Raw genomic sequence first — 25,681 nt, forward strand, 5'->3', positions numbered from 1 at the left:
TGCTTAGTCTATTTTTTTACAAAATTATCAACCAACAAATTAACCACATCTTTCATTTTGCCACTCAATGATGCCTTTACACTATAAAGCGCCATTCCCATTACTTGTGAAGTATGAATTTCAGGCGGCATAACTAATTCATATTCGTTTGTCTTAACATCTAATAATGCAGGTCCAGGGTGAGCTAAAAATGATTGCACTGCGGCTTCAAGCAAATCTGAACTATCGACACGAATAGCAAATAATCCCATCGCTTCAGCTACTTTAGCAAAATCAGGATTTTTTAAATCAGTATAGTGATCGACAAGCCCTTCTGATTTTTGTTCCAATTCAACAAAGTTAAGTGAGCTATTATTAAGTACAACAACTTTGATTGGCAGGTTTTCTTGGATTGTGGTTAACAAATCGCCTAACAACATACTAATACCACCATCTCCTGATAAGGTAATGACTTGACGATTAGGAAAAGCTTTTTGTACACCTAATGCTTGTGGCATCGCATTGGCCATAGTGCCATGTTTTAAACTAATAACGGTCCGTCTTTTACCATTGGTTGAAAAATGACGGCAAGCCCAAACCATAGCAGAACCAACATCTGCACATAGTACGGCATCATCATTGGCATATTTATCAATCAATTCGGTTAAATATTGAGGGTGAATAACCGTTTTTGATGGTATCGCTTTCTTACCTAATTTATCAATTGCTTTAGTGTGTAATTCACGACATTTATCTAAAAATGCACTGTCTGCTTTTTCATTAACTAATGGCAATAAAGCGGCTAGGGTTGGTTTACTTGCACCTACAACACCAATATCTACACTATGGCGATGACCAAGATGAGTTGCATCGATATCTACCTGAATAATTGTTGCATCATCTGGATAAAATTGTGACCACGCAAAATCAACACCAAACATCAAAAGCACATCACACTCTTTTATCGCCGTTGCGCCAGACTCCATACCAAACATCCCTGTCATGCCAACGTTATACGGATTATCATATTCGACGAAATCTTTAGCTCTTGAAGTATGAACAATTGGTGACTTTAATTTTTTTGCTAACGCAACTAATTCATCATGAGCTTCTGATACTCCATGACCTGCAAATATTGCCACTTTACTGTTTTTATTTAGAATTTCGGAGATTTGTGCAAGCTCTTCATCAGATGGACGAATTACAGGTTTCGGGTGAAAAATTTTATGTCCACTATTATCTTCAACTTTGACTAAACTTATATTATAAGGAATGACTATAACAGCAACACCTCGTTGATTTATTGCTGCTTGTACAGCTGCTGTAGTAATTCGTCGTGCTTGTGTTGGATCCGAAATTTGCTGACAAAAGACAGAACAGTTTTTATAAATAGATTCAAAATCAACCTCTTGCGGAAAATCAGTTCCTTGTTGAGAGGTAACTAACTGGCTAGCCAGTAAAACCAACGGTACTTTATTGCGTTGTGCTTCATAAATACCATTTATAAAATGTAGGCTTCCTGGTCCACAAGAACCAGCACAAGCAGTTATTTGATCGGTAAGATAAGCTTCAGCTCCTGCAGCAAAAGCACCCACTTCTTCATGACGAACATGTACCCATTCAATATCACTTTTTTTGATAGCAGACGTAATTTGATTTAAGGTATCTCCAACAATACCATAACAATGTTTAACCCCCGCTTGAGATAACACTTCAATAATAATTTCCGCAACAGACTTTTTTGATGACATATTGACTCCTAAATATGGTTTTAAAATTAAACGCATCAAGTTGACTAAATTACACCTAAGTTTTATGAATGCGAAGAGCTTAAAAATAAAACAGCAAAAAATGTTAAAAATGTCATTTTAACCATAGTTGATACTTAAGAATCTTTACTTCAAGATATTCCCTATTACAATAAATCAAGGTATTATGTCAAAAATATAATCAACTTCATGAGCTACCTTTTGTGGAACATTCGTCATCTGGACATAGTTTTTTATCATCAATGTCTGCTCTTTTACCTAATTATATAATCGAATATTACCCACTCATTACTGTTTGTTTGTTACTTTTTATTGCGATTTTATTGTTTTCATTCAGTAAATTAAGAATGGATATTATTGCGTTATTGACGATAACTGCAATTACCGTCACGGGTGTATTAACTCCGGCTGAAGCGCTTGCGGGATTTAGCGATCCCAATATTATCCTCATTGCACTGTTATTCGTAATCGGTGAAAGTTTAGTAAGAACGGGTATCTCTTACAAAATGAGTGAATATATCTTAAAAGCAGCAGGTAAAAATGATATTCGAATTATTACCTTTATTATGTTAGGTGTAGCTTTACTGGGTTCGGTTATGAGCTCAACTGGTGTAGTTGCAATCTTTATTCCTGTTGCTATCAGTATTGCTAACCATACAGGTATCCATGTAAAAAAATTGATGATGCCACTGTGTATTGCAGCATTAATTAGTGGCATGATGACTCTTGTCGCAACAGCTCCAAACCTTGTAGTAAATAGTGAACTTAGCCGAGCTGCATTAACCGAGTTTGGCTTCTTTTCAATTACGCCAATAGGCCTTGGCGTATTAGTTGTTGGTGTGATTTATTGTTTATTAACACGCAATTGGTTACTTACAGCGGACCAAGTCACCGCTAACAATAGTTTACCTCAAAGACGTAAAATTACCGATTTAATTAGAGATTATAAATTAATTGGCCGAGCTCACCGCGCACAAATTCTTGCTGGTTCTCCTTTTGTTGGGCGAACCATTGATGGATTACATTTACGTACTGAGCATGGTGTAAATGTAATTGGTATTGAACGTTGGCGAAAATTCCAAAAAGTGCTCATCCCTGTAAATGGTAGTACTGAATTTAGAGAAAACGATATTCTCTTATTGGACATGTCTCATTCCGAAGCTGACTATCGCACATTTCTAACCACTAACAATCTTGAACCAAAAGTATTACGTGGTGAATATTTTTCAGAACAAGTCAAAGAAGTCGGTATGGCTGAAGTTGCATTGCTGCCTGAATCATCATTATGTGGAAAGACTCTTAATGAAATTGATTTTAGGGAAAAATATTTTCTGACCGTTATTGGAATCTGGCGAAACCATGCACCAGTTGAAACCAATAACCTATTCCAAGAACGACTAGAAATGAGCGATACACTTTTGGTATGCGGAGACTGGGGATCTATACAAAAACTACAAACTCGGACTAGTGATTTTGTGGTACTTGATTACCCATCAGACATTGATGATGTTGCACCAGCAAGCTCTCAGGCTTTTATCGCACTATTTAATCTAGCGGTAATGATTATTTTAATGGTGACAGGTATTGTCCCAAATGTTGTTGCTGCACTGATTGCTTGTTTATTAATGGGTGCCACCCGCTGTATTGATATGGCAAATGCTTATAAATCAATTCATTGGCCAACATTAATTCTAATTATCGGTATGATGCCTTTCGCGGTAGCGTTAAATAAGACTGGAGGGATTTCGCTCATATCACAATGGCTTGAAATCCACTTACGTTCATTTGGCCCTTACATGGTGTTAACTTTTATCTTTTTATTATGCTCAACGGTAGGATTGTTTATTTCTAATACCGCAACCGCAATTTTAATTGCACCAATTGCGATTGATTTAGCAATAAAATTTGGATATTCACCCTATCCATTTGCTATGACCGTTGCTATTGCGACATCTGCATCGTTTATTACACCTGTTTCATCACCTGTAAAAACAATGGTTGTTGCACCTGGTGGATATAGCTTTAGTGATTTTGTTAAAGTTGGTGTGCCGTTAACCTTTTTGGTTATGTTAGTTGATATAGCGTTGGTACCAATATTTTTTCCATTTTAAGTAAAATAAAAACATAATTAATTGGTTAAATATAAGGTTGCTAAGTTGTTTGTGGATTTTTACTATTATTTTATCCATAAACTTTTCATCAGCTATTATGAGATTTCGCTATGATTCAAGATTACTTAACGCTATAACCACCTTTACTCGGTATACATATGATATCCATTATGAGTACAGTGATGTGATTAAGGATTATTAGGTCAATTTAAAGTATAATATCTGTCATATTTTGATTATGGATATATTACGCATGTCACACACAACAAATCCCCTAAAGATTATTTTTGCTGGTACGCCTGATTTTGCCGCTACCCATTTAAAAGCATTAATTGATGCTAAACATAATGTTATTGCAGTTTTTACTCAGCCTGATCGCCCTGCTGGACGTGGCAATAAGTTAACTGCAAGTCCGGTTAAACAATTAGCAATCGAAAATCATCTTCCTGTTTATCAACCTGCTACACTCAAAACTGAAGAAAATCAGAAAATCATTGCTGAGCTCAATGCCGACATTATGATTGTGGTAGCATATGGTCTTATTTTACCGCAAGCTGTGCTTGATATGCCTAAACTAGGTTGTTTAAATGTGCATGGTTCATTATTACCAAGATGGCGAGGCGCAGCTCCTATTCAACGCGCTTGTTGGGCTGGTGATACTTTAACCGGTATCACAATTATGCAAATGGATGCAGGGCTTGATACGGGTGATATGTTATATAAACTCACCTGTCCAATTGAACCTTCTGATACCAGTGCAACGTTATATAACAAATTGGCGCAATTAGGTCCAGAAGGACTACTTGATACCTTAACACTAATTACCGAAGGAAAAATCCAACCTGAAAAACAAGATCCATCACAGGTCACTTACGCTGAAAAATTATCTAAACAAGAAGCTAAACTTGATTGGAACCTATCGGCACAGCAACTGGAACGTTGCATTCGTGCCTTTAATCCTTGGCCTGTTAGTTATTTTGACGTTAATGGCGAGCCAGTAAAGGTATGGCAAGCAGAAGTGATAAAAACATCCCACAATCGACCTGTTGGCACTATTTTACAAGCGGATAAAAAAGGAATATGTATTGCAACAAGTGATGGCGCATTAAATATGACACTTTTACAACCTGCTGGTAAAAAACCAATGTCTGCTCAAGATCTATTGAACTCTCGCAAAGCATGGTTTGAAGTAGGTAAGATACTGGGGAACTAGTTAAAAAAGATATTACAGGATAAATTCCTGTAATATTATCGTTTTTTGGCTATTAGCGTCGCAAAGCGGAGCTTTATTCGGTTGCCATTGATATCCGTTTTATGCAGTTCGCCAACATCTTCATTGTATTTTAGGATGTCCCAATTTTGATAATAATTAAGTAACTCATTCTCTTTAAACGTAAACGAAAATCCTACAGTGCAAGGAAAATCATCAGTTGACATAGCGCAAACAATTAAATTATAACCACCCGTTTTAGTTATGTTTTGCATATTATGAATGATATCGGGAATTCTATCTGGTTGTAAAAACATCATTACAACAGTTGAAATAATTAAATCGTAGTTACCTTTTAAATTAGCCTGGTTAATATCATAAATAGATGCATTGATATGCGATAAATGATCGTTTGCAATAATTTCTTGTAAATTACTAATACTCATTTCTGACTTATCAACGGCATCAACATCAAAACCAAGTAGCTGTAGATAGAGTGAATTACGGCCTGAACCACAACCTAAATCTAGCGCTTTTCCGGCCTGAATGATTTGACAGACTTCCAACACGTCAGAATGGGTTTTAGTCATCTGATATTTTTTCTGGCTATAATCCTCAGGTTGACAATAAAAAGCCAACTGGCACTGCAAATCATCTGAAACATGAGCTATTCGATGCCATTGCTGAGGCTCAATAAATGGAGGCTGATGCTGAACATCAAAAACATATTGAGAAACGATATCGCCTTGCTCGGTTAACATATCAAAATTGATATGACCTTTTATAATATTTAATTTTGCCCAAGTACCTAGTTGTGTATTATGTTTTTCACGAAACAAATCGGGTAAAGTTTTTGCATCCCAAACAGGTAACGTTTTATAGCAAACTAAATCTTTATCTTTCATCATGAAGTACCAACAATGTCATCTAATAGTTGAGTATTATAGTCAAGTATTAATCAAATAAACAACTTATTTTTTAGAAATAAAATGACGATTAAATAAGGAAAAATAAATTTATAGTAGCGAAGTTAACTATATCAACATATAATCATCAGCATTCTAGAATATATAGTAAAAAATATTAGAGGAACAATTTATGGGATTTTTAACAGGTAAACGCATACTGGTTACCGGCGTTGCAAGTAATCGTTCTATTGCTTACGGTATTGCAAAAGCGATGCACCGTGAAGGCGCAGAATTAGCTTTTACTTATCAAAGCGAAAAATTAAAAGGCCGTGTTGAAGAGTTTGCTGCTGATTTTAATTCTAAAATCGTTTTACCTTGTGATGTTGCGCATGATGAAAGCATCACAACATTATTTACAGAGCTAGCTAAAACTTGGGATAAATTCGATGGTTTTGTTCATGCAATTGCCTTCGCTCCTGGTGATCAATTAGATGGTGATTATGTTAATGCGGTAACTCGTGAAGGTTTTGCCATCGCACATGATATTAGCTCTTATAGCTTTGTTGCTATGGCTAAAGCTTGTCGTTCAATGCTAAATCCTGACTCAGCATTAGTTACTCTTTCTTATTTAGGCGCTGAACGTGCAATTCCTAATTATAACGTTATGGGTCTTGCTAAAGCATCTTTAGAAGCAAATGTACGTTATATGGCAAATGCAATGGGACCTGAAGGTATTCGTGTAAATGCAATTTCTGCTGGCCCTATTCGTACTTTAGCTGCATCAGGAATTAAAGATTTCAAAAAGATGTTATCACATTGTGAATCAGTAACCCCTATTCGTCGTACAGTAACCATTGAAGACGTAGGTAATTCAGCTGCATTCTTATGTTCAAATTTATCGTCAGGTATTACAGGTGAAGTCATTCATGTTGATGGTGGCTTTAGCATCGCAGCGATGAATGAATTAGAACTTAAGTAATATAGTAGAATATTTTAATGAAAGGCTAATTGTAAAATTAGCCTTTTTTATTGCATAAAAGCAAATCTATCAATGATTAAGCTTTCTTAGATTTAATATGAATGCCTATTTTGCTAAGTAACGACACAAATAAACTGTTGTCTCGCTGACTTGCACATCAAATTGACTCTCTTTGGCGACATGAAAAATCTGCCCGGCTTCAAAAATTTGCCAATCAGTTGCAGTAGGTAATAAAACTTTGAGCGAACCAGTTATCACTGTCATTTCTTCTGGATTATTGGTACTAAAAACATATTCGCCAGGCATCATCACACCAACAGAGGCTTTACCCGTTGAGCCATTTTCAAAACCTATAGACTTCACTTTTCCATCAAAATAATCATTAATTTCTAACATAAAAACCCCTCTCCTCAACTTTTTTTATAAATTTTATTAAACTTATTATTATCAGCTTAATTGATTTCAATTAGCTATCCAACGATTATTTATTAGTTAAAAGTTATTTTTTTAAACCAAAATCGCATCAATAACTAAGATAATATTAAAACTTCCTAAATTACAAAGAAAATAGCATACAGAAGCGTTTTTTTCCGTTAAAATTTAACATTATTTGCTCAGTAACAGTTTGTTGGAGAAAACATGAAAATAGCAAAAAATACAGTTGTAAGTTTAGCATATAAAGTTCGTACAAAAGATGGCGTGTTAGTTGATGAAGCTACAGCAGCTGCGCCACTTGAATATTTACAAGGTGCAGGAAACTTATTACAAGACCTTGAAAGTGCGTTAGAAGGCCATCAAGTTGGTGATAAATTTGATGTGGAATTAGTTAACCCTTATGGTGATTTTAACGATGCATTGGTACAAAATGTACCGCGTGATGTTTTTGTTGGAGTTGATGACCTCGAAGTTGGTATGCGTTTTTTTGCTGATACTGACCAAGGTTCTTTACCCGTTGAAATCACGGCTATTGATGGCGATACCGTTACTATTGATGGTAACCATATGTTAGCTGGCCAAGACTTAAATTTTAATGTTGAAGTGCTTGCTATTCGTGAAGCGACACCTGATGAGATATCTCATGGTCATATTCATGGTGCACACGATCATGGACATGGTGGCTGTGGTTGTGGTGGTCACGATGATCATGACGATGATGAAGAAAGCGGTTGTTGTGGCGGTGGAAACGGCAGTTGCGGATGTCACTAATATTTAAATAAAATAGAATTTTAAAAGCGCTGATTAGCGCTTTTTTTGTAAAATAGTCTCGATCTTTGCGAACCATTTCACAACTTTTCATCTGTTTCGTTATCAATTTATAAAAATTAATCAATAATCTCATTTTAAAAAAAATGGGAATACCATAATTATGTCAACACAATGCAGACTTTTGATGCCACGAGAAAAATTAATACAATTTGGTGTTGAAGCGCTGTCAGATGCTGAATTACTTGCTCTTTTTTTACGTACGGGAACTCGTAATTTACCAGTATTAACGTTATCCCAAAAATTATTAAATGAATTCGGTTCCTTTTACCATTTAATGAATGCAAGTCATGATGAATTTTGTAAAAAGGAAGGTTTGGGAACAGCTAAATACACTCAATTGAAAGCGGTGGTTGAACTATCTCATCGTTATTTAAAAGTTAAAATGACCAAAGAAAATTATCTTACATCACCTACTTTAACTCATCATTATCTAGCTAATCGTTTAATGGATAAAGATCGTGAAATTTTTATGGTTATTTTTCTAGATAACCAGAATCACGTGATTAATTGTGAGGAGATGTTTGTAGGAACATACAACTGCGTTGAGGTTCATCCTAGAGAAGTCGCTAGAAAAGCCTTACAATACAATGCGGCAGCATTAATTTTAGCACATAACCATCCTTCAGGCTTAGCTGAACCAAGTCAAGCTGATCGTGCATTAACTAAAAAAATCGAACAAGTTTGTGAATTAATTGATGTCCGAGTTATCGATCATCTCGTCATTGGTAAAGGTGAATACGTCTCTTTTGCGGAACGAGGATGGATTTTATAATAACTTTTACTTACAATATAAAATTAAATAGCCATTAAGTAACAGACTATGAACCAACAATTGGAATTATTAGAAACAAAAGTTGCATTTCAAGAGATGACCATTGAAGAATTAAATCAAATGGTGGTTAATCTACAGGCCGATATCAGCAAACTTAAAGAACAATTAACGTTATTATCACAAAAATTACAAGCAACCCAAACATCGAACATAGCAAGTTTATCAGAAGAAACTCCGCCTCCACATTATTAACTTATAGCATTAAAATGTTTTGAAGAATTCCTACTAATTACGGACAAAATGGTGGCTATATCATTTGCCATCCCGCTTAAAATTGCTGGTACTTATATTAAACTTTGGTAGTTAAATCTATAATAATTAGCTAATAAAAAACCGGCTCATTAGCCGGTTTTAAGTTTAAGCTTTAATTAATTATTTATTCAGCTGCTGCTTCTGCTTCTACAGCAGGGCGATCAACTAATTCAATATAAGCCATTGGAGCATTATCTCCATCACGGAAACCACATTTTAAAATGCGTACATAACCGCCAGGACGGGTAGCAAAACGTGGGCCTAAATCTGAAAATAATTTTTTCACTGTATCTTTATCACGGATACGAGCAAAAGCCAAACGGCGATTAGCTACGCTATCGCTTTTGGCTAGCGTAATTAACGGTTCAACAACACGACGCAACTCTTTTGCTTTAGGCAATGTAGTTTTGATGATTTCATGTTCAACAAGTGAACTAGTCATGTTACGAAACATTGCTTGACGATGGCTGCTATTTCGGTTCAGTTGACGACCACTTTTACGATGGCGCATAACTTTATCCTTCTTATATAAATTTTATTTTAGTCTTCAACAATACTTGCTGGTGGCCAGTTCTCAAGACGCATGCCTAAAGACAAACCACGAGACGCGAGCACATCCTTAATTTCAGTAAGTGATTTCTTACCAAGATTAGGGGTTTTAAGTAACTCAACTTCGGTACGTTGTACTAAATCACCAATATAATGAACTGCTTCTGCTTTTAAGCAATTAGCAGACCGAACAGTTAATTCGAGATCATCTACTGGACGTAGAAGAATCGGATCAAATTCCGGTTTATCTTCTTTAACTTCAGGTTGACGTACATCACGTAAATCAACGAAAGCTTCAAGTTGTTCAGCCAAAATAGTTGAAGCACGACGAATAGCCTCTTCAGGATCAATCGTACCATTAGTTTCCATATCAATAACTAATTTATCTAAATCGGTACGTTGTTCCACACGAGCCGCATCGACAGAATAAGCGATACGCTCGACTGGGCTATAACATGCATCAACTAATAGACGACCAATCGGTCGCTCTTCATCTTCTGACTTAACGCGAGCAGAAGCAGGGACATAACCACGTCCTCGTTGTACACGAATACGCATACTAATTGAAGCATTGGCATCAGTAAGATGACAAATTACTAAATCAGGATTAACAATTTCAACATCACCATCGTGAGTGATATCTGATGCAGTTACCGCACCTACCCCTGATTTATTTAAAGTCAGCATAACATCATCTTTAGTATGTACACGTACTGCTAATTTTTTCAAATTAAGCAGAATATCAAGCACATCTTCTTGAACGCCTTCTTTAGTACTATACTCATGCAGAACACCGTCAATTTCAACTTCGGTCACTGCATATCCCGGCATAGATGATAATAAAATGCGGCGTAGTGCATTACCTAAAGTATGTCCAAAACCACGCTCAAGTGGCTCTAAAGTCACTTTTGCATGAGTTGGGCTGTATTGAACAACGTCAACTAGGTGAGGTTTTAAAAACTCTGTTACAGAACCCTGCATTATGTCCTCTCTTAAGTGCTAAACTTTACTTAGAGTAAAGTTCGACGATCAAATGTTCGTTGATGTCAGCAGATAAATCTGAACGTTCTGGTAAGCGTTTGAACACACCTTCCATTTTGCTAGCATCAACTTCTAACCATGTTGGTTTTTCACGTTGTTCAGCTAACTCTAAAGCGGCTTTAATACGTGCTTGTTTTTTAGATTTTTCACGAACACTAATCACATCTTCAGGTGAAACTTGATAAGATGCGATGTTAACAACGTGACCATTAACAAGAACAGCTTTATGACTAACTAATTGACGAGCTTCAGCACGAGTTGCACCGAATCCCATACGATAAACAACGTTATCTAAGCGACGTTCTAAAAGACCTAACAAGTTTTCACCTGTATTACCTTTAATACGTGCTGCATTTTTGTAGTAATTACGGAATTGACGTTCTAGAATTCCATAAATACGTCTAACTTTTTGTTTTTCGCGTAACTGAACACCATAATCTGATAAACGCGGTTTACGCGCACCATGTTGTCCAGGAGCTTGTTCTAACTTACATTTACTGTCAACCGCTCGGACGCCAGACTTAAGGAATAAATCTGTACCTTCACGACGACTTAATTTGAGCTTTGGTCCCAAATATCTTGCCATTTTTTTTCTCCAATAATCCTATAAACATTCAATGTTTAATAAAAAATTAAACACGACGTTTCTTTGGTGGACGACAACCGTTATGAGGAATCGGAGTAACATCAGTAATATTAGTGATGCGATAACCCGCTGCATTTAATGCACGAATTGTTGACTCACGACCAGGACCAGGTCCTTTTACCATAACTTCTAGATTCTTAATTCCGTAGTCTTTTACGGCTTCTGCACAACGCTCTGCTGCTACTTGAGCTGCGAACGGAGTTGACTTACGAGAGCCACGGAAACCAGAACCACCAGCGGTTGCCCAACCCAACGCATTACCTTGACGATCGGTAATTGTTACGATTGTATTGTTAAATGATGCATGAATATGAGCTATACCATCAGAAACTTGCTTTTTAACACGTTTACGTGTACGAACAGGTGTCTTTGCCATTTATTATCACCTCAATTATTTCTTGATTGGCTTACGCGGTCCCTTACGGGTACGAGCGTTAGTCTTAGTGCGTTGACCACGGACAGGAAGTCCACGACGATGACGCACACCACGATAACAACCAAGGTCTAATAAACGCTTGATACTCATAGTTACTTCACGACGTAAATCACCTTCAACAGTGAATTTAGCGACTTGTTCACGTAACTTTTCAATCTGATCTTCAGATAGTTCTCTGATCTTAACATGTTCAGGAATACCAGCTTCAGCACAAATTGTCTTAGCACGGGTATTACCGATACCATAAATTGCTTGTAATGCAATAACAGTATGTTGTTGATCAGGAATGTTAATGCCTGCTATACGGGCCACTATGCACTCCTTTATTGTTAATGTTCAGCAAATCCACCATACTGAAAAGCCCGTTTTCAGGATACTCAAACGGCGGATCTACAAAAAAATTTTAGGCTGGCTATTCTAGCCAGCTTTACTATACTTTGGCAAGTAAAATATGCAAAAGTTCAATTTCGCAGTTAAATAATATTAACCTTGACGTTGTTTGTGTTTACCTTCAATGCAAATAACACGAACGATGCCATTGCGTTTGATGATTTTACAATTTCTGCATAATTTCTTGACTGAAGCACGAACTTTCATGTTTTTCTCCGTAACTTCTGGCTAACTTATCGGCCGTAGCCTTTAAGGTTCGCTTTCTTTAACACTGACTCATAACGATTTGGCATCATTAAAGTCTGTACTTGTGCCATAAAATCCATGATTACAACAACTACAATTAATAAAGATGTTCCACCAAATTGAACTGGAACTTTCATCGCACTTGTCATAAACATTGGTACCAAACATACAAAAGTAATGTAGATAGCGCCAATTAGCGTTAAACGTGTCATTACTTTATCAATATACTTAGATGTTTGTTCACCTGGACGGATACCTGGAATAAATGCACCAGATTTTTTTAACTGATCTGCTGTTTCTCTCGGATTGAAAACCAATGCGGTATAGAAGAAACAGAAGAAAATAATCGCAGCTGCAAAAAAGATTATGTATAACGGTTGATCATGAGAGAAATATTGCCCAATAAGAACAAAGATATATCTCCATCCTTCACCATTTCCTTGGAACCAAGAAGCCATCATTGATGGTAACATAATAATTGTTGAAGCAAATATTGCTGGAATTACACCTGCCATATTAATTTTAAGAGGTAAATGCGTACTTTGTGCGGCATACACACGACGACCTTGTTGTCTTTGAGCGTAATTAACGACAATACGTCGTTGACCACGTTCAACAAAAACGACAAAGTAAGTCACACCAACCACTAATGCAGCGATTACTAATAATAAAATCGGATGCAAATCACCAGAACGAGCTTGTTCAATTGTTTCATATATCGCATGAGGAAGACTTGCCACAATACCAGCAAAGATAATGATAGAAATACCATTACCTACACCGCGCTCTGTGATCTGTTCACCCAACCACATAAGAAACATAGTGCCAGTAACTAAGCTAACCGATGCAATAAAATAGAAAGAAAATCCTGGATTAATCACAACTTGACTATAACCAGGAATATTCGGTAAACCAGTCGCAATACCGACTGCTTGTACAATCGCTAAAGCTAGTGTGCCATAACGAGTATATTGGCTAATTTTCTTACGACCTGATTCACCTTCTTTCTTCAATTCAGCTAATTTAGGATTAATTGATGTCAATAACTGCACAATGATTGATGCAGAAATATAAGGCATTATCCCTAAAGCAAATATTGAAGCACGGCTTAAAGCACCACCAGAGAACATATTGAACATACCAACAATACCATTAGATGATGCTTGTAGTAAGTCCGATAACGCTTTAGTATCAACACCAGGAACCGGAACGTAAGAACCAAGACGGAAAACAATAAGCGCTAAAAGCACAAATAATAAACGTCTTTTAAGCTCACTACTACCGCCTCGTGTGCTTTGAAAATCTAATCCTGGTTGCTTTGCCATCTTTCTAATTATTCCTCAATTTTTCCGCCAGCAGCTTCAATTGCAGCTTTAGCACCTTTAGTTACTCGAATACCACGAACTGTTACTGGTTTAGAAATTTCACCAGATAACATGATTTTTGCATATTCGATTTGTGAATTAATCACATTAGCAACTTTTAAGCTATTTAGGTCAACAATATCACCTTCAACTTTCATTAAATCTGAAAGACGAACTTGTGCTGTTACCATAGCTTTACGTGAGGTAAAACCAAATTTTGGTAAACGACGATATAAAGGCATTTGACCACCTTCAAAGCCACGACGAACGCCGCCACCTGAACGAGATTTTTGACCTTTGATACCACGAGTACCAGTTTTACCAAGCCCTGAACCGATTCCACGGCCTACGCGCTTAGGTGCATGCTTTGAACCTTCAGCAGGAGATAAAGTATTTAAACGCATTACTATTACTCCTCAACTTTAACCATGTAATAAACTTGGTTTACCATACCGCGAATTGCAGGTGTATCTTCACGTTCAACAGTATGACCAATACGACGTAATCCTAAACCAACTAACGTTGCTTTATGCTTCGGTAGACGACCAATAGAACTACGAGTTTGTGTAATTTTAATTGTCTTTGCCATGGCTAATTACCCCAAAATTTCTTCGACGGTTTTACCACGCTTAGCAGCAACCATTTCTGGAGATTTCATATTTTCTAAGCCATCAATCGTTGCACGAACCACGTTAATTGGGTTTGTAGAACCATATGCTTTAGCTAGAACGTTACGAACACCAGCAACTTCTAATACAGCACGCATCGCACCACCGGCGATAATACCAGTACCTTCTGATGCTGGTTGCATATAAACACGAGAACCTGTGTGAGCACCTTTAACTGGATGCTGTAAAGTATCGTTGTTTAACGCAACATTGATCATATTGCGACGTGCTTTTTCCATTGCTTTTTGGATTGCTGCTGGCACTTCACGTGCTTTACCATATCCAAAACCTACGCGGCCATTACCGTCACCAACAACAGTTAGTGCAGAAAAACTAAAAATACGACCACCTTTTACGGTTTTAGAGACTCGGTTAACTGCGATTAATTTTTCCTGCAGTTCACCAGCTTGTTTTTCGATGTTTGACATCTTTAACTCCTACCTTAGAACTGTAGGCCAGCTTCGCGAGCAGCATCTGCTAGCGCCTGAACTCGACCATGATATTGGAAACCTGAACGATCAAAAGAAACTTCTTTGATATCTTTCGCTAATGCACGCTCTGCAATTGCTTTACCAACTGCTGCTGCTGCATCTTTGTTTCCAGTGTATTTTAAACTTTCACTGATAGCTTTTTCTAATGTAGAAGCGGCTGCCAGTACTTCTGATCCGTTTGGTGCGATAATCTGCGCATAAATATGACGCGGAGTACGGTGAACTACTAAGCGAGTTGCAAGTAGTTCATGCATCTTACGACGCGCTTTAGTTGCACGACGGATACGAGCTGATTTCTTATCCATAGTGTTACCTTACTTTTTCTTAGCTTCTTTAGTACGCACAACTTCATCTGCGTAACGAACACCTTTACCTTTATAAGGTTCAGGACGACGATAAGCACGGATATCTGCTGCCACTTGTCCGATTAACTGTTTATCAGCACTTTTTAGTACGATTTCAGTTTGAGAAGGACACTCAGCTGTTACACCTTTAGGTAATTGATGTTCAATTGGATGTGAATATCCAAGAGATAAACCAATTGCATTACCTTTAACTTGTGCACGATAACCGACACCAACTAGCTGAAGTTTTTTAGTAAAACCTTCAGTAACACCAATTACCATTGCATTAATCAATGCACGAGCTGTACCTGCTTGAGCCCAAGCATCAGCAAAACCGTCACGAGGTGCAAATTTAATTTGACCTTCTTCTTGATTAATTACAACAGCATTATTTATTGTGCGAGATAACTCGCCATTTTTACCTTTAATCGTAATTACCTGACCATTGAGTTTTACCTCTACGCCAGCAGGAACAACGACAGGTGCTTTTGCAACACGAGACATTTTTTTCTCCCTTACGCTACGTAGCAGATAATTTCACCACCAAGACCAGCTTGGCGTGCTGCACGATCAGTCATAACACCTTTAGAAGTAGAAATAACTGCAATACCTAATCCAGCCATTACTTTTGGTAATTCATCTTTACGTTTATAAATACGTAAACCTGGACGGCTAACACGTTTAATACTTTCTACAACAGCCTTACCTTGGAAATATTTTAAAGTGATTTCCAATTCTGGTTTAGTGTCACCAACTACTTTATAGTCCCCGATATAACCTTCTTCTTTTAGCACATTGGCAATTGCCACTTTTAGCTTAGAGGAAGGCATGGTGACTGCAACTTTATTCGCAGCTTGACCGTTACGAATACGGGTCAACATATCTGCTATAGGATCTTGCATGCTCATCTATAACACTCCCCTGATTACCAACTTGCCTTTTTAAGACCAGGAATCTCACCACGCATGGCTGACTCACGAACCTTAATACGGCTTAAACCAAATTTACGAAGGACGCCATGAGGACGACCGGTTTGACGACAACGACGACGTTGACGTGATGGACTAGAATCACGAGGAAGCGTTTGCAATTTAAGCACTGCATTCCAACGATCTTCATCTGATGCATTAAGATCAGAGATAATCGCTTTTAATTCTTGACGCTTTGCAAAATATTTTTCTGCTAGCTTTACGCGTTTCTTATCGCGTTCAATCATTGATTGTTTAGCCATTATGCCCTACCTTACTTACGAAATGGGAAGTTAAAGGCAGATAATAAAGCTCGGCCTTCTTCATCAGATTGTGCAGTAGTTGTGATAGTAATATCTAAACCACGAACACGATCAACTTTATCATAATCGATTTCAGGGAAAACGATTTGTTCACGAACACCCATGCTATAGTTACCACGACCATCGAAAGATTTTGCGCTTAAGCCACGAAAATCTCGAGTACGAGGAAGAGCAATATAAACTAGACGTTCAAAAAATTCCCACATACGTTCGCCACGTAAAGTGACCTTACAACCAATAGGATACCCTTGACGGATTTTAAAACCAGCAACTGATTTGCGTGCTTTAGTGACAAGTGGTTTTTGACCACTGATTGCTGCTAAATCAGCAACCGCATTATCTAATAATTTCTTATCAGTAATTGCTTCACCCACACCCATATTCAAGGTGATCTTTTCGATCCGAGGGACTTGCATGACAGATTTGTAGCCAAACTGTTCTTGCAGTTTATTTACTACCTGTGCTTTGTAGTAATCATGCAGTTTCGCCATCGTACACTCCAAATTACTTAATTGATTAATTTATTAGTAGACTTATAAAAACGGACTTTTTTTCCATCTTCAAAACGAAAGCCTACGCGATCTGCTTTGCCTGTATCTTGGTTAAAAATTGCTACGTTAGAAACGTTAATTGGCGCTTCTTTCTCAACAATTCCACCTTCTTGATTTAATGCAGGTACTGGTTTTTGGTGTTTTTTCACCAAATTAATACCTTCAACAATCACTTTACCAGTAGACAAAACACTTTTTACTTTACCGCGTTTACCTTTATCTTTACCGGCTAACACGATAACTTCATCTTCTCGACGGATTTTAGCTGCCATTACCCGCTCCTTACAGTACTTCTGGTGCTAATGAAATGATCTTCATAAACTTCTCAGAACGAAGTTCACGAGTGACCGGTCCAAAAATACGCGTACCAATCGGTTGCTCACTGTTATTATTTAAAATAACACAAGCATTGCGATCGAAACGAATGACAGATCCATCAGGACGACGAACACCTTTTCTAGTGCGCACGACGACAGCTTTAAGTACATCACCTTTTTTCACTTTACCACGTGGAATTGCTTCTTTAATGGTAACTTTGATGATATCACCGACAGCTGCATAACGACGATGCGATCCACCGAGAACCTTGATACACATTACGCTACGTGCGCCAGAGTTATCAGCAACATCGAGCCTAGTCTGTTCTTGGATCATTTTAATGCTCCGTATAAATTAATTATTGTCTAATCTACCTTCATCCACCTCAACTACCATGGATAAGAATAGACAACCAAAAACCCACATATGTGAGGGCGCATAGTATAACACCACTCAAATAAAATGGATAGCATAAAATAAACGGCCGATGAGCCGTTTATTAAATTATGTACAGTTTTTAATCAAAAAAGATTAACTAACTGCTTTTTCAACGATTCGAACAAGAGTCCAAGATTTGGTTTTTGATAATGGACGACACTCTTTAATTTCAACAGTATCACCAATACCACACTCGTTGTTTTCATCATGTACATGCAATTTAGTCGTACGTTTAATGAACTTACCATATAACGGATGCTTCACTTTACGTTCAATAGCTACAGTAATAGATTTATCCATTTTGTCGCTAATAACACGACCTTGCTGAGTACGAATTTTTACTTCAGTAGTCATATTACGCACCCGCCTTCTCAGTTAATAACGTTTTAACTCGTGCAATATTACGACGCACTTGTTTTAACATATGAGTTTGTGTTAACTGACCCCCAGCTAATTGCATACGTAAGTTAAATTGCTCACGTAATAAATTAAGAAGTTCAGTATTTAACTCTTCAACGCTTTTTTCGCGTAGCTCTTTTGCTTTCATTTACATCACCGTCTTAATCACAAAGGTGGTTTTAATTGGCAGTTTTGCAGCTGCCAACGCAAATGCTTCACGAGCAACTTCTTCCGGTACACCGTCCATTTCATAAAGGACTTTACCTGGTTGAATCTGAGCAACCCAGTATTCAACGTTACCCTTACCTTTACCCATACGCACTTCAAGTGGTTTTTCAGTAATTGGTTTATCAGGGAAAACTCGAATCCAGATTTTACCTTGACGCTTAACTGCACGAGTCATTGCACGACGTGCCGCTTCGATCTGGCGCGCAGTCAAACGACCACGACCCACAGCCTTAAGACCGAATGTACCGAAACTAACGTCAGTACTTACAGCAAGACCACGATTGCGGCCCTTGTGCACTTTACGGAATTTTGTACGCTTTGGTTGTAACATCAGCGACGCTCCTTATTGTTTTCGGCCTTTGCGCTGCTTTTTCGGTTGAGCAGCAGGTTGTTTTTCTGCTTGTTCAACGGCAGCCATACCACCAAGGATCTCACCTTTGAAGATCCACACTTTAACACCAATAATACCATAGGTAGTTAATGCTTCAGATGTACCATAATCGATATCAGCACGTAGAGTATGTAGAGGCACACGACCTTCACGATACCATTCACTACGAGCGATTTCAGCGCCGCCTAAACGACCACTTACTTCAACTTTGATACCTTTAGCACCCGCTTTCATTGCGTTTTGAACCGCACGTTTCATAGCACGACGGAACATAACACGGCGTTCTAACTGAGAGGTAATACTGTCAGCAACTAATTTAGCGTCAAGTTCTGGTTTACGAACTTCAGCAATATTAATTTGTACTGCAACATCACGTTTCTCTCTTTTGTCTTTGTATTTATTGACAATAGAAGCTACGGCATTACGTAATTTTTCAACGTCCTCACCTTTTTTACCAATCACAATACCTGGACGAGCAGTGTGAATAGTAATGCGAACGTTAGTTTCTGCTGAACGGTCGATCACAATTTTAGAGATAGATGCTTGTGCTAATTCTTTATTTAAGAACTCACGCACTCTAAAATCACTTTCTAAATTATCAGCGAATGTCTTTGTACCCGAATACCATGTAGATGTCCAAGGCTTGACGATGCCTAGTCGGATACCATTTGGATTTACTTTTTGACCCATTGCTATTCTCCAGCCTAGCGATCAGAGACGATCACGGTGATGTGACTCGTACGCTTCAAAATTCGATCTGCACGACCTTTTGCACGAGGCATAATACGCTTCATGGTTGGGCCTTCGTCTACGAAAATTTTCGCGACTTTCAGATCATCAATATCAGCACCATCGTTATGCTCTGCATTAGCAATAGCAGACTCTAATACTTTTTTAACTAGTACAGCCGCTTTTTTATTGGTGTACGTTAAAATATCAAGTGCCTGAGACACTTTTTTACCGCGAACAAGATCTGCAACTAAGCGAACTTTTTGTGCAGAAGAACGAGCGTGGCGGTACTTTGCAATTGTTTCCATCTCTTTCTCCTACTTATTTCTTCTTAGCTTTCTTATCCGCAGCGTGGCCGCGATAAGTACGAGTCGGCGCGAATTCACCCAATTTATGACCAACCATTTCGTCGGAAACATAAACTGGAACGTGCTGACGACCATTATGGACAGCGATGGTCAAACCGATCATGTTAGGAAAGATCGTTGAACGACGGGACCAAGTACGAATTGGTTTCTTGTCCCCGCTTTCCACCGCTTTCTCTACCTTCTTCAGCAAGTGTAGGTCAATAAAAGGACCCTTCTTGAGAGAACGTGGCATAGCTAATCCTCTATATTAATTATTTCTTATTGCGACGGCGAACAATATACTTATCAGTACGTTTGTTGCTACGCGTTTTCAATCCTTTGGCTTTTTGACCCCATGGAGACACAGGATGTTTACCAAAGTTACGACCTTCACCACCACCATGTGGATGGTCTACCGGGTTCATTGCTGTACCACGAACAGTAGGACGAACACCACGCCAACGCGAAGCACCCGCTTTACCTAATACGCGAAGCATATGTTCTGAATTACCCACTTCACCAATAGTGGCGCGGCAATCAGATAATACTTTACGCATTTCACCTGAACGTAGACGTAATGTTACATAAGCACCATCACGAGCAACGATTTGAACATAACTACCAGCAGAGCGAGCAAGTTGTCCGCCTTTACCTGGTTTCATTTCAATATTATGCACGGTAGAACCGACTGGAATATTGCGCATCGGTAAACAGTTACCTGTTTTAATTGATGCATCAACACCAGATTGGATCTGATCACCTGCTTTTAAGCCTTTAGGCGCTAAAATATAACGACGTTCACCGTCTTTATATAGAACCAATGCAATATTTGCACTACGGTTCGGATCATATTCCAAACGTTCAACAACTGCTGGAATACCATCTTTATTACGCTTAAAGTCGACAATACGATAATGTTGTTTATGACCACCACCGATATGACGGGTAGTGATACGACCATTATTATTGCGACCACCAGTTTTGCTTTTTGAATCAAGCAACGGTGCATAAGGCTTACCTTTATGCAACTCTGGGTTAACCACTTTAACAACGTGGCGACGACCCGGAGATGTAGGTTTACACTTAACAACTGCCATTGTTCTTACTCCTCCGAATTACTCAGCGACGCCAGCAAGGTCTAAGTTTTGACCTTCTGCTAAAGTAACGTAAGCTTTTTTCCAGTCGCTGCGGCGACCGATTTGTTGACCACGACGTTTTACTTTGCCTTTAACAACAAGAGTATTTACGTCATCTACTTTAACTTCAAATAGTTGTTCAACTGCGGCTTTAATCTCTCTCTTAGTAGCATCTTTAGCAACTTTCAATACTAATGTATTTGTTTTTTCCATTGAAATAGATGCTTTTTCAGAAACATGTGGTGCTCGCAGGACTTTAAGCAGACGCTCTTCACGAATCATGCTAACATCTCCTCTACTTGTTTAACGGCATCAACAGTGATAACCACTTTGTCAAATGCAATCAAACTAACTGGATCAATACCTGCCACATCACGCACATCAACTTTATATAAGTTACGTGCTGCTAAGAAAAGATTTTCATCAACTTCAGAGGTAATGATTAGAACATCATTTAAGTTCATATCATTTAATTTCTGAGTTAATAATTTAGTCTTAGGTGCTTCAACAGTAAATGTTTCAACCACGATTAAACGTTCTTGACGCACTAATTCAGAGAAAATACTCTTTAATGCACCACGATACATTTTACGGTTAACTTTTTGGCTATGATCTTGTGGTTTTGCTGCAAATGTTACACCACCACTACGCCAGATTGGGCTCTTAATAGAACCTGAACGAGCACGACCAGTGCCTTTTTGACGCCATGGTTTTTTGCCTGAACCAGCGATTTCTGCACGAGTTTTCTGTGCGCGAGAGCCTTGACGAGCAGCAGATGCATAAGCAACAACTACTTGGTGAACTAACGCTTCATTAAACTCACGTCCGAAGGTAGTTTCGGAAACAGAAAGCGCTTGCGCGTCTTTTACTACTAATTCCATCTCTATCTCCTCGACGTTAAGCCTTGATTGCCGGTTTAACAATTACGTCACTATTGATTGCGCCTGGTACTGCACCTTTAATTAATAAAAGGTTACGTTCTGCATCAACACGCACAATATCTAAGTTTTGAACAGTTACACGTTCATTACCTAGGTGACCTGCCATTTTACGACCTTTGAACACTTTACCTGGAGTTTGGTTTTGACCGATAGAGCCATGACCACGGTGTGCCAAAGAGTTACCATGTGTTGCATCTTGAGTACGGAAATTCCAACGTTTAGTTACGCCAGCAAAACCTTTACCTTTAGATGTTCCAGTAACATCAACTTTTTTAACGTCTGTAAAAATATCAACGTTAATGCTTTGACCTACAGTATATTCGCCTTCTTCAAAACGGAATTCCCATAGACCACGACCAGCTTCAACGCCAGCCTTAGCGAAATGACCTGCTTCAGGTTTATTTACGCGGCTTGCTTTTTTGCTGCCAGTAGTAACCTGAATAGCTTGATAACCATCATTCTCAAGAGTTTTAACTTGAGTAACGCGGTTGCTTTGAACTTCAACTACGGTGACAGGAATAGAAACACCCTCTTCGGTGAAGATTCGTGTCATTCCTACTTTACGACCGATTAAACCAATCATTGTTTAGACCTCTCAATCATTCAGCTTAGGATTAACCTAAACTGATCTGCACATCAACACCGGCAGCAAGGTCTAGACGCATTAAAGCATCAACTGTTTTTTCAGTTGGCTCAACGATATCAACTAGACGTTTGTGAGTACGAATCTCATATTGATCACGCGCATCTTTATTTACGTGCGGAGAAATCAATACGGTGAAACGTTCTTTGCGTGTCGGTAATGGAATAGGACCACGAACTTGTGCGCCTGTGCGCTTCGCAGTTTCTACAATTTCAGCAGTTGATTGATCAATCAAACGATGATCAAACGCTTTTAACCGAATACGGATTCTTTGGTTCGACATGAGACCAGAGCTCCACTATTTAAAAGTTATAACAAAAGATTACTCCTCTTGCCCTGTTTCGATTGACAGGAGAGTGTAATCCGTTCTTTTTCGTAATTCCCAAATCGGGAATATTGTTGATATAATTCAATATTTTTACATAAAGATTATATCTTTTTACTCATTTGCTTACATAAAGACAATAAACAAAGTGGCGGGATTATACCCCGTTAGTTAATCAACATCAAGTATTAATTATCATACAGATAGAGAAAATATGATCATTAATAGCTATCAAAAAAGTTGAGGAACGGGGTTTTTTGACATATTTATGTCACTATCAGTCACTCAAGTCTGACTATCAAAATGCGCCTCAATACATCATTTTTATTTAATATTGCAATAACTCATCGCGATTTCAGATGCTAATTTTGTATTATTAAAAACAAGATTGATATTTGCTTCTAAGCTATCACCACCAGTTAACTCAACCACCTTCGCTAACAAGAATGGGGTAGTCTCTTTACCTTTAATTCCTTGCTCAACTGATTCTTTTAATGCTTTTTCAATTGCTGCCGTAATTAACGCTTCATCCATTGCATATTGTGTCGGGATAGGATTTGCAACCACAACTCCACCATTTAAACCTAAATCCCATTTTACTTTAATCATGTCAGCAATCTGTTTAGCGCTATCTAGTTTTACGCTAACATCAAACGGACTAGTTCGGCTAAAGAACGATGGCAGTTTTTCTGTTTGATAACCAACCACAGGCACACCAAATGTTTCAAGATATTCCATCGTTAAACCTAAATCTAAAATTGATTTCGCCCCAGCACAGACTACCGCAACATTGGTATTAGCGAGTTCTTGAAGGTCGGCTGAAATATCAAAGGTATGCTCAGCACCTCGATGAACACCACCAAGCCCGCCGGTTGCAAAAACTCGAATACCAGCTAATTCAGCAATAATCATTGTAGCTGCAACCGTTGTCGCACCATTTTGTTTATTGGCAACAACAACAGGTAAATCACGACGACTCACTTTTGTTACATTTAACCCTTCTTTACCAAGAATGGTGATCTCTTCTTTGGATAATCCCGCTTTTAAACGACCATTAATTACCGCAATCGTTGCAGGAATTGCGCCATTTTTTCTGACTATTTCTTCCACTTTTAATGCTGTTTCCACATTTTGTGGATAAGGCATACCATGTGAAATAATAGTAGATTCTAAAGCAACGACAGGTTGATTATTTTCAAGCGCTCGTTTGACTTCAGGCGAAATATCAAGATATTGATTATACTTAGACATATTGTTCATGAAAGGGACTCCAAAATATTTTGAACACAATTAATTGATAAATTAGGATTATTAGTAAATTCTGATGATAATGTTAATGATGAACAGGCTTGACCAAATTTCACACTTTGATAAAAACTCAGTCCATCCAAATAACCTTGTACAAGCCCAGCCAGCATCGCATCACCAGCACCAGTTACGCTAACAATGTCGGTAGGAATTGGCGCGGACCAACCACGTTCACCATCGATTTCACTATAGTAAACGCCATCAGCTCCAGCACTAATCGCAATTCGCTGTACACCTTGCTGATGGAACCAGTCAACTACTTTAGGAATATCATCATTGGTTTCGATTTTTATTCCACTTAAAATTTCCGCCTCTAAACGATTTGGTTTTAAGGTATGAATATATGATAACCAATCTTTGATTTTATGGGATTTAAATGCTGAAACAGTATCAACAAAAATCGGAATAGAGCCAGCATTACTAAACAGCCATGTCAGAGCTTCTTGTTGCAAATTACAGTCAATAACCAGTAATTTAGCATGTTGAATTAACTGTTTTGATTCATTTAATAAGCTTGGGTTTAACTTATTAATAATATCCATATCATTAATAGCTATCACCATTTCACCTGACTGATCAAGTAAAGAAAGATAGGTCGAAGTGCGATCCCCTTTTATCACATGGCAATGATCCATATTAACGCCTGACTTTCGAGTATGTTCGATAAGTTGCGCACCATAAAAATCATCACCTATCATTGAAACAAGGTAGGTATCAAGCCCTAATAGCGCTAAATTTTCAGCAATATTTCGCCCCACACCGCCAGGTGTACAACGAATTTTACCGGGATTGGAATCTTCATAAACTAATTGCTTATCTGAATAGCCGGTCACATCCATATTACATGAACCAACGACAACAACATGATTATTTTCCGATAAAAGATACCCTTTTCCTTTTATATAGCCTTTTTGAGTCAGCGTCATAATATAACCTGCCACACTAGAACGGGTAATGCCTAACATATCAGCAATAACATGCTGTTGGATGAAAGGATCGTTGCGAATAATCGTGAGGATCTGTTTTTCTCTTTTATTCATAAACACCTGTCTATTTTTAAGCACATGTTTAGTCTCTGACAATAACAGAATTATGAAAAGGTTAAAAGCAAACAAATAAACTAGATTGATAAAATGTGATAACTATCACAATTAA

General features: G+C 38.0%; 39 protein-coding genes. 6 read left to right on the top strand and 33 right to left on the bottom strand.

Annotated features, from left to right (window positions below; all coding sequences use genetic code 11):
• Window positions 1-8: 8 nt before the first annotated feature.
• Window positions 9-1,730 carry a thiamine pyrophosphate-dependent enzyme gene (locus J3U27_RS06180; RefSeq protein WP_065562929.1) on the bottom strand — a complete coding sequence of 574 codons (1,722 nt, stop codon included), beginning with the start codon at window positions 1,728-1,730 and terminating at the stop codon, window positions 9-11.
• A gap of 260 nt (window positions 1,731-1,990) precedes the next feature.
• Here J3U27_RS06180 and J3U27_RS06185 point away from each other — a divergent pair, with 260 nt between their 5' ends.
• Window positions 1,991-3,859: an SLC13 family permease gene (locus J3U27_RS06185; RefSeq protein WP_065562930.1), complete on the top strand. Its 1,869-nt coding sequence runs from the start codon at window positions 1,991-1,993 to the stop codon at window positions 3,857-3,859.
• Window positions 3,860-4,112: 253 nt separating this feature from the next.
• Complete coding sequence (gene fmt, locus J3U27_RS06190) at window positions 4,113-5,072, top strand: methionyl-tRNA formyltransferase (protein ID WP_065562931.1); 960 nt, start codon at window positions 4,113-4,115, stop codon at window positions 5,070-5,072.
• A 35-nt stretch (window positions 5,073-5,107) separates the two neighbouring features.
• On the opposite strand, the gene tehB is transcribed toward fmt, so the two are convergent.
• Complete coding sequence (tehB, locus tag J3U27_RS06195) at window positions 5,108-5,977, bottom strand: SAM-dependent methyltransferase TehB (RefSeq protein ID WP_267377072.1); 870 nt, start codon at window positions 5,975-5,977, stop codon at window positions 5,108-5,110.
• 190 nt (window positions 5,978-6,167) lie between these two features.
• On the opposite strand from tehB, the gene fabI reads away from it, so the two are divergent.
• A complete protein-coding gene (gene fabI / locus J3U27_RS06200; protein WP_065562933.1) occupies window positions 6,168-6,956 on the top strand; it encodes an enoyl-ACP reductase FabI in 789 nt (262 codons plus the stop codon).
• Window positions 6,957-7,061: 105 nt separating this feature from the next.
• Here fabI and ppnP read toward each other — a convergent pair whose 3' ends face one another.
• Entirely contained in the window at window positions 7,062-7,352 is a 291-nt protein-coding gene (ppnP, locus tag J3U27_RS06205) for a pyrimidine/purine nucleoside phosphorylase (protein WP_065562934.1), read from the bottom strand.
• Window positions 7,353-7,595: 243 nt separating this feature from the next.
• Here ppnP and slyD point away from each other — a divergent pair, with 243 nt between their 5' ends.
• From slyD to J3U27_RS06220, 3 genes are all read left to right on the top strand, one after another.
• A complete protein-coding gene (gene slyD / locus J3U27_RS06210; RefSeq protein WP_267377073.1) occupies window positions 7,596-8,162 on the top strand; it encodes a peptidylprolyl isomerase in 567 nt (188 codons plus the stop codon).
• Window positions 8,163-8,322: 160 nt separating this feature from the next.
• Window positions 8,323-8,994 (top strand): RadC family protein, encoded by a 672-nt coding sequence (gene radC, locus J3U27_RS06215; protein ID WP_267377074.1) that lies wholly within the window; start codon window positions 8,323-8,325, stop codon window positions 8,992-8,994.
• 48 nt (window positions 8,995-9,042) lie between these two features.
• Complete coding sequence (locus J3U27_RS06220) at window positions 9,043-9,246, top strand: SlyX family protein (RefSeq protein WP_065734973.1); 204 nt, start codon at window positions 9,043-9,045, stop codon at window positions 9,244-9,246.
• Between the two features lie 184 nt (window positions 9,247-9,430).
• On the opposite strand, the gene rplQ is transcribed toward J3U27_RS06220, so the two are convergent.
• The 30 genes from rplQ to J3U27_RS06370 form a co-directional block, all read right to left on the bottom strand.
• The gene (rplQ, locus tag J3U27_RS06225) at window positions 9,431-9,817 is read right to left on the bottom strand and encodes a 50S ribosomal protein L17 (RefSeq protein WP_034884211.1); all 387 of its coding nucleotides are present in this window, start codon (window positions 9,815-9,817) and stop codon (window positions 9,431-9,433) included.
• Window positions 9,818-9,846: 29 nt separating this feature from the next.
• Window positions 9,847-10,836 carry a DNA-directed RNA polymerase subunit alpha gene (locus J3U27_RS06230; RefSeq protein ID WP_065562938.1) on the bottom strand — a complete coding sequence of 330 codons (990 nt, stop codon included), beginning with the start codon at window positions 10,834-10,836 and terminating at the stop codon, window positions 9,847-9,849.
• 25 nt (window positions 10,837-10,861) lie between these two features.
• Window positions 10,862-11,482: a 30S ribosomal protein S4 gene (gene rpsD, locus J3U27_RS06235; RefSeq protein WP_065558591.1), complete on the bottom strand. Its 621-nt coding sequence runs from the start codon at window positions 11,480-11,482 to the stop codon at window positions 10,862-10,864.
• Window positions 11,483-11,528: 46 nt separating this feature from the next.
• A complete protein-coding gene (gene rpsK / locus J3U27_RS06240; protein WP_025314405.1) occupies window positions 11,529-11,918 on the bottom strand; it encodes a 30S ribosomal protein S11 in 390 nt (129 codons plus the stop codon).
• A gap of 15 nt (window positions 11,919-11,933) precedes the next feature.
• Entirely contained in the window at window positions 11,934-12,290 is a 357-nt protein-coding gene (gene rpsM, locus J3U27_RS06245) for a 30S ribosomal protein S13 (RefSeq protein ID WP_034884217.1), read from the bottom strand.
• 171 nt (window positions 12,291-12,461) lie between these two features.
• Window positions 12,462-12,575 carry a 50S ribosomal protein L36 gene (gene rpmJ, locus J3U27_RS06250; RefSeq protein WP_034884218.1) on the bottom strand — a complete coding sequence of 38 codons (114 nt, stop codon included), beginning with the start codon at window positions 12,573-12,575 and terminating at the stop codon, window positions 12,462-12,464.
• A gap of 26 nt (window positions 12,576-12,601) precedes the next feature.
• Window positions 12,602-13,939 carry a preprotein translocase subunit SecY gene (gene secY / locus J3U27_RS06255; protein WP_065562939.1) on the bottom strand — a complete coding sequence of 446 codons (1,338 nt, stop codon included), beginning with the start codon at window positions 13,937-13,939 and terminating at the stop codon, window positions 12,602-12,604.
• Between the two features lie 8 nt (window positions 13,940-13,947).
• Window positions 13,948-14,382 (bottom strand): 50S ribosomal protein L15, encoded by a 435-nt coding sequence (gene rplO / locus J3U27_RS06260; RefSeq protein ID WP_065562940.1) that lies wholly within the window; start codon window positions 14,380-14,382, stop codon window positions 13,948-13,950.
• Between the two features lie 5 nt (window positions 14,383-14,387).
• Window positions 14,388-14,567: a 50S ribosomal protein L30 gene (gene rpmD, locus J3U27_RS06265; protein WP_025314400.1), complete on the bottom strand. Its 180-nt coding sequence runs from the start codon at window positions 14,565-14,567 to the stop codon at window positions 14,388-14,390.
• A 6-nt stretch (window positions 14,568-14,573) separates the two neighbouring features.
• Window positions 14,574-15,074, bottom strand: a complete 501-nt coding sequence (rpsE, locus tag J3U27_RS06270; RefSeq protein WP_025314399.1) for a 30S ribosomal protein S5 — start codon at window positions 15,072-15,074, stop codon at window positions 14,574-14,576.
• Between the two features lie 14 nt (window positions 15,075-15,088).
• On the bottom strand, window positions 15,089-15,442 hold the full coding sequence (gene rplR, locus J3U27_RS06275; RefSeq protein WP_025314398.1) for a 50S ribosomal protein L18: 354 nt from the start codon (window positions 15,440-15,442) through the stop codon (window positions 15,089-15,091).
• A 9-nt stretch (window positions 15,443-15,451) separates the two neighbouring features.
• Window positions 15,452-15,985: a 50S ribosomal protein L6 gene (gene rplF / locus J3U27_RS06280; RefSeq protein ID WP_065562941.1), complete on the bottom strand. Its 534-nt coding sequence runs from the start codon at window positions 15,983-15,985 to the stop codon at window positions 15,452-15,454.
• 11 nt (window positions 15,986-15,996) lie between these two features.
• Window positions 15,997-16,389 carry a 30S ribosomal protein S8 gene (rpsH, locus tag J3U27_RS06285; RefSeq protein WP_034884228.1) on the bottom strand — a complete coding sequence of 131 codons (393 nt, stop codon included), beginning with the start codon at window positions 16,387-16,389 and terminating at the stop codon, window positions 15,997-15,999.
• 17 nt (window positions 16,390-16,406) lie between these two features.
• Window positions 16,407-16,712, bottom strand: a complete 306-nt coding sequence (rpsN, locus tag J3U27_RS06290) for a 30S ribosomal protein S14 (RefSeq protein WP_025314395.1) — start codon at window positions 16,710-16,712, stop codon at window positions 16,407-16,409.
• A gap of 11 nt (window positions 16,713-16,723) precedes the next feature.
• The gene (rplE, locus tag J3U27_RS06295) at window positions 16,724-17,263 is read right to left on the bottom strand and encodes a 50S ribosomal protein L5 (protein WP_025314394.1); all 540 of its coding nucleotides are present in this window, start codon (window positions 17,261-17,263) and stop codon (window positions 16,724-16,726) included.
• Window positions 17,264-17,280: 17 nt separating this feature from the next.
• Window positions 17,281-17,595, bottom strand: coding sequence for a 50S ribosomal protein L24 (rplX, locus tag J3U27_RS06300; protein WP_034884230.1), 315 nt, complete (start codon window positions 17,593-17,595; stop codon window positions 17,281-17,283).
• Window positions 17,596-17,605: 10 nt separating this feature from the next.
• Complete coding sequence (gene rplN / locus J3U27_RS06305) at window positions 17,606-17,977, bottom strand: 50S ribosomal protein L14 (protein WP_025314392.1); 372 nt, start codon at window positions 17,975-17,977, stop codon at window positions 17,606-17,608.
• 195 nt (window positions 17,978-18,172) lie between these two features.
• The gene (gene rpsQ, locus J3U27_RS06310; protein ID WP_025314391.1) at window positions 18,173-18,433 is read right to left on the bottom strand and encodes a 30S ribosomal protein S17; all 261 of its coding nucleotides are present in this window, start codon (window positions 18,431-18,433) and stop codon (window positions 18,173-18,175) included.
• Window position 18,434: 1 nt separating this feature from the next.
• Window positions 18,435-18,626, bottom strand: coding sequence for a 50S ribosomal protein L29 (gene rpmC / locus J3U27_RS06315; RefSeq protein WP_034902373.1), 192 nt, complete (start codon window positions 18,624-18,626; stop codon window positions 18,435-18,437).
• Complete coding sequence (rplP, locus tag J3U27_RS06320; protein WP_025314389.1) at window positions 18,627-19,037, bottom strand: 50S ribosomal protein L16; 411 nt, start codon at window positions 19,035-19,037, stop codon at window positions 18,627-18,629.
• 12 nt (window positions 19,038-19,049) lie between these two features.
• The gene (rpsC, locus tag J3U27_RS06325; RefSeq protein WP_065562942.1) at window positions 19,050-19,787 is read right to left on the bottom strand and encodes a 30S ribosomal protein S3; all 738 of its coding nucleotides are present in this window, start codon (window positions 19,785-19,787) and stop codon (window positions 19,050-19,052) included.
• 14 nt (window positions 19,788-19,801) lie between these two features.
• Window positions 19,802-20,134, bottom strand: coding sequence for a 50S ribosomal protein L22 (gene rplV / locus J3U27_RS06330; RefSeq protein WP_034884235.1), 333 nt, complete (start codon window positions 20,132-20,134; stop codon window positions 19,802-19,804).
• Between the two features lie 13 nt (window positions 20,135-20,147).
• Entirely contained in the window at window positions 20,148-20,426 is a 279-nt protein-coding gene (gene rpsS / locus J3U27_RS06335; protein ID WP_024496505.1) for a 30S ribosomal protein S19, read from the bottom strand.
• A 19-nt stretch (window positions 20,427-20,445) separates the two neighbouring features.
• The gene (rplB, locus tag J3U27_RS06340) at window positions 20,446-21,270 is read right to left on the bottom strand and encodes a 50S ribosomal protein L2 (protein WP_065562943.1); all 825 of its coding nucleotides are present in this window, start codon (window positions 21,268-21,270) and stop codon (window positions 20,446-20,448) included.
• Between the two features lie 18 nt (window positions 21,271-21,288).
• Window positions 21,289-21,591, bottom strand: coding sequence for a 50S ribosomal protein L23 (gene rplW, locus J3U27_RS06345; protein ID WP_034885052.1), 303 nt, complete (start codon window positions 21,589-21,591; stop codon window positions 21,289-21,291).
• Entirely contained in the window at window positions 21,588-22,190 is a 603-nt protein-coding gene (gene rplD, locus J3U27_RS06350; protein ID WP_065562944.1) for a 50S ribosomal protein L4, read from the bottom strand. Before rplD ends, rplW begins: the two co-directional genes overlap by 4 nt.
• 16 nt (window positions 22,191-22,206) lie before the next feature.
• The gene (gene rplC, locus J3U27_RS06355) at window positions 22,207-22,833 is read right to left on the bottom strand and encodes a 50S ribosomal protein L3 (RefSeq protein ID WP_034902384.1); all 627 of its coding nucleotides are present in this window, start codon (window positions 22,831-22,833) and stop codon (window positions 22,207-22,209) included.
• Window positions 22,834-22,864: 31 nt separating this feature from the next.
• Entirely contained in the window at window positions 22,865-23,176 is a 312-nt protein-coding gene (gene rpsJ / locus J3U27_RS06360) for a 30S ribosomal protein S10 (RefSeq protein ID WP_006120582.1), read from the bottom strand.
• 366 nt (window positions 23,177-23,542) lie between these two features.
• Window positions 23,543-24,478: a pseudouridine-5'-phosphate glycosidase gene (locus tag J3U27_RS06365; protein WP_267377075.1), complete on the bottom strand. Its 936-nt coding sequence runs from the start codon at window positions 24,476-24,478 to the stop codon at window positions 23,543-23,545.
• The gene (locus tag J3U27_RS06370; RefSeq protein ID WP_267377076.1) at window positions 24,475-25,566 is read right to left on the bottom strand and encodes a PfkB family carbohydrate kinase; all 1,092 of its coding nucleotides are present in this window, start codon (window positions 25,564-25,566) and stop codon (window positions 24,475-24,477) included. Before J3U27_RS06370 ends, J3U27_RS06365 begins: the two co-directional genes overlap by 4 nt.
• Between the last annotated feature and the right edge of the window lie 115 nt (window positions 25,567-25,681).

The organism is Gilliamella sp. B2911 (genome assembly GCF_026536965.1).
Lineage (GTDB): Bacteria > Pseudomonadota > Gammaproteobacteria > Enterobacterales > Orbaceae > Gilliamella > Gilliamella apicola_E.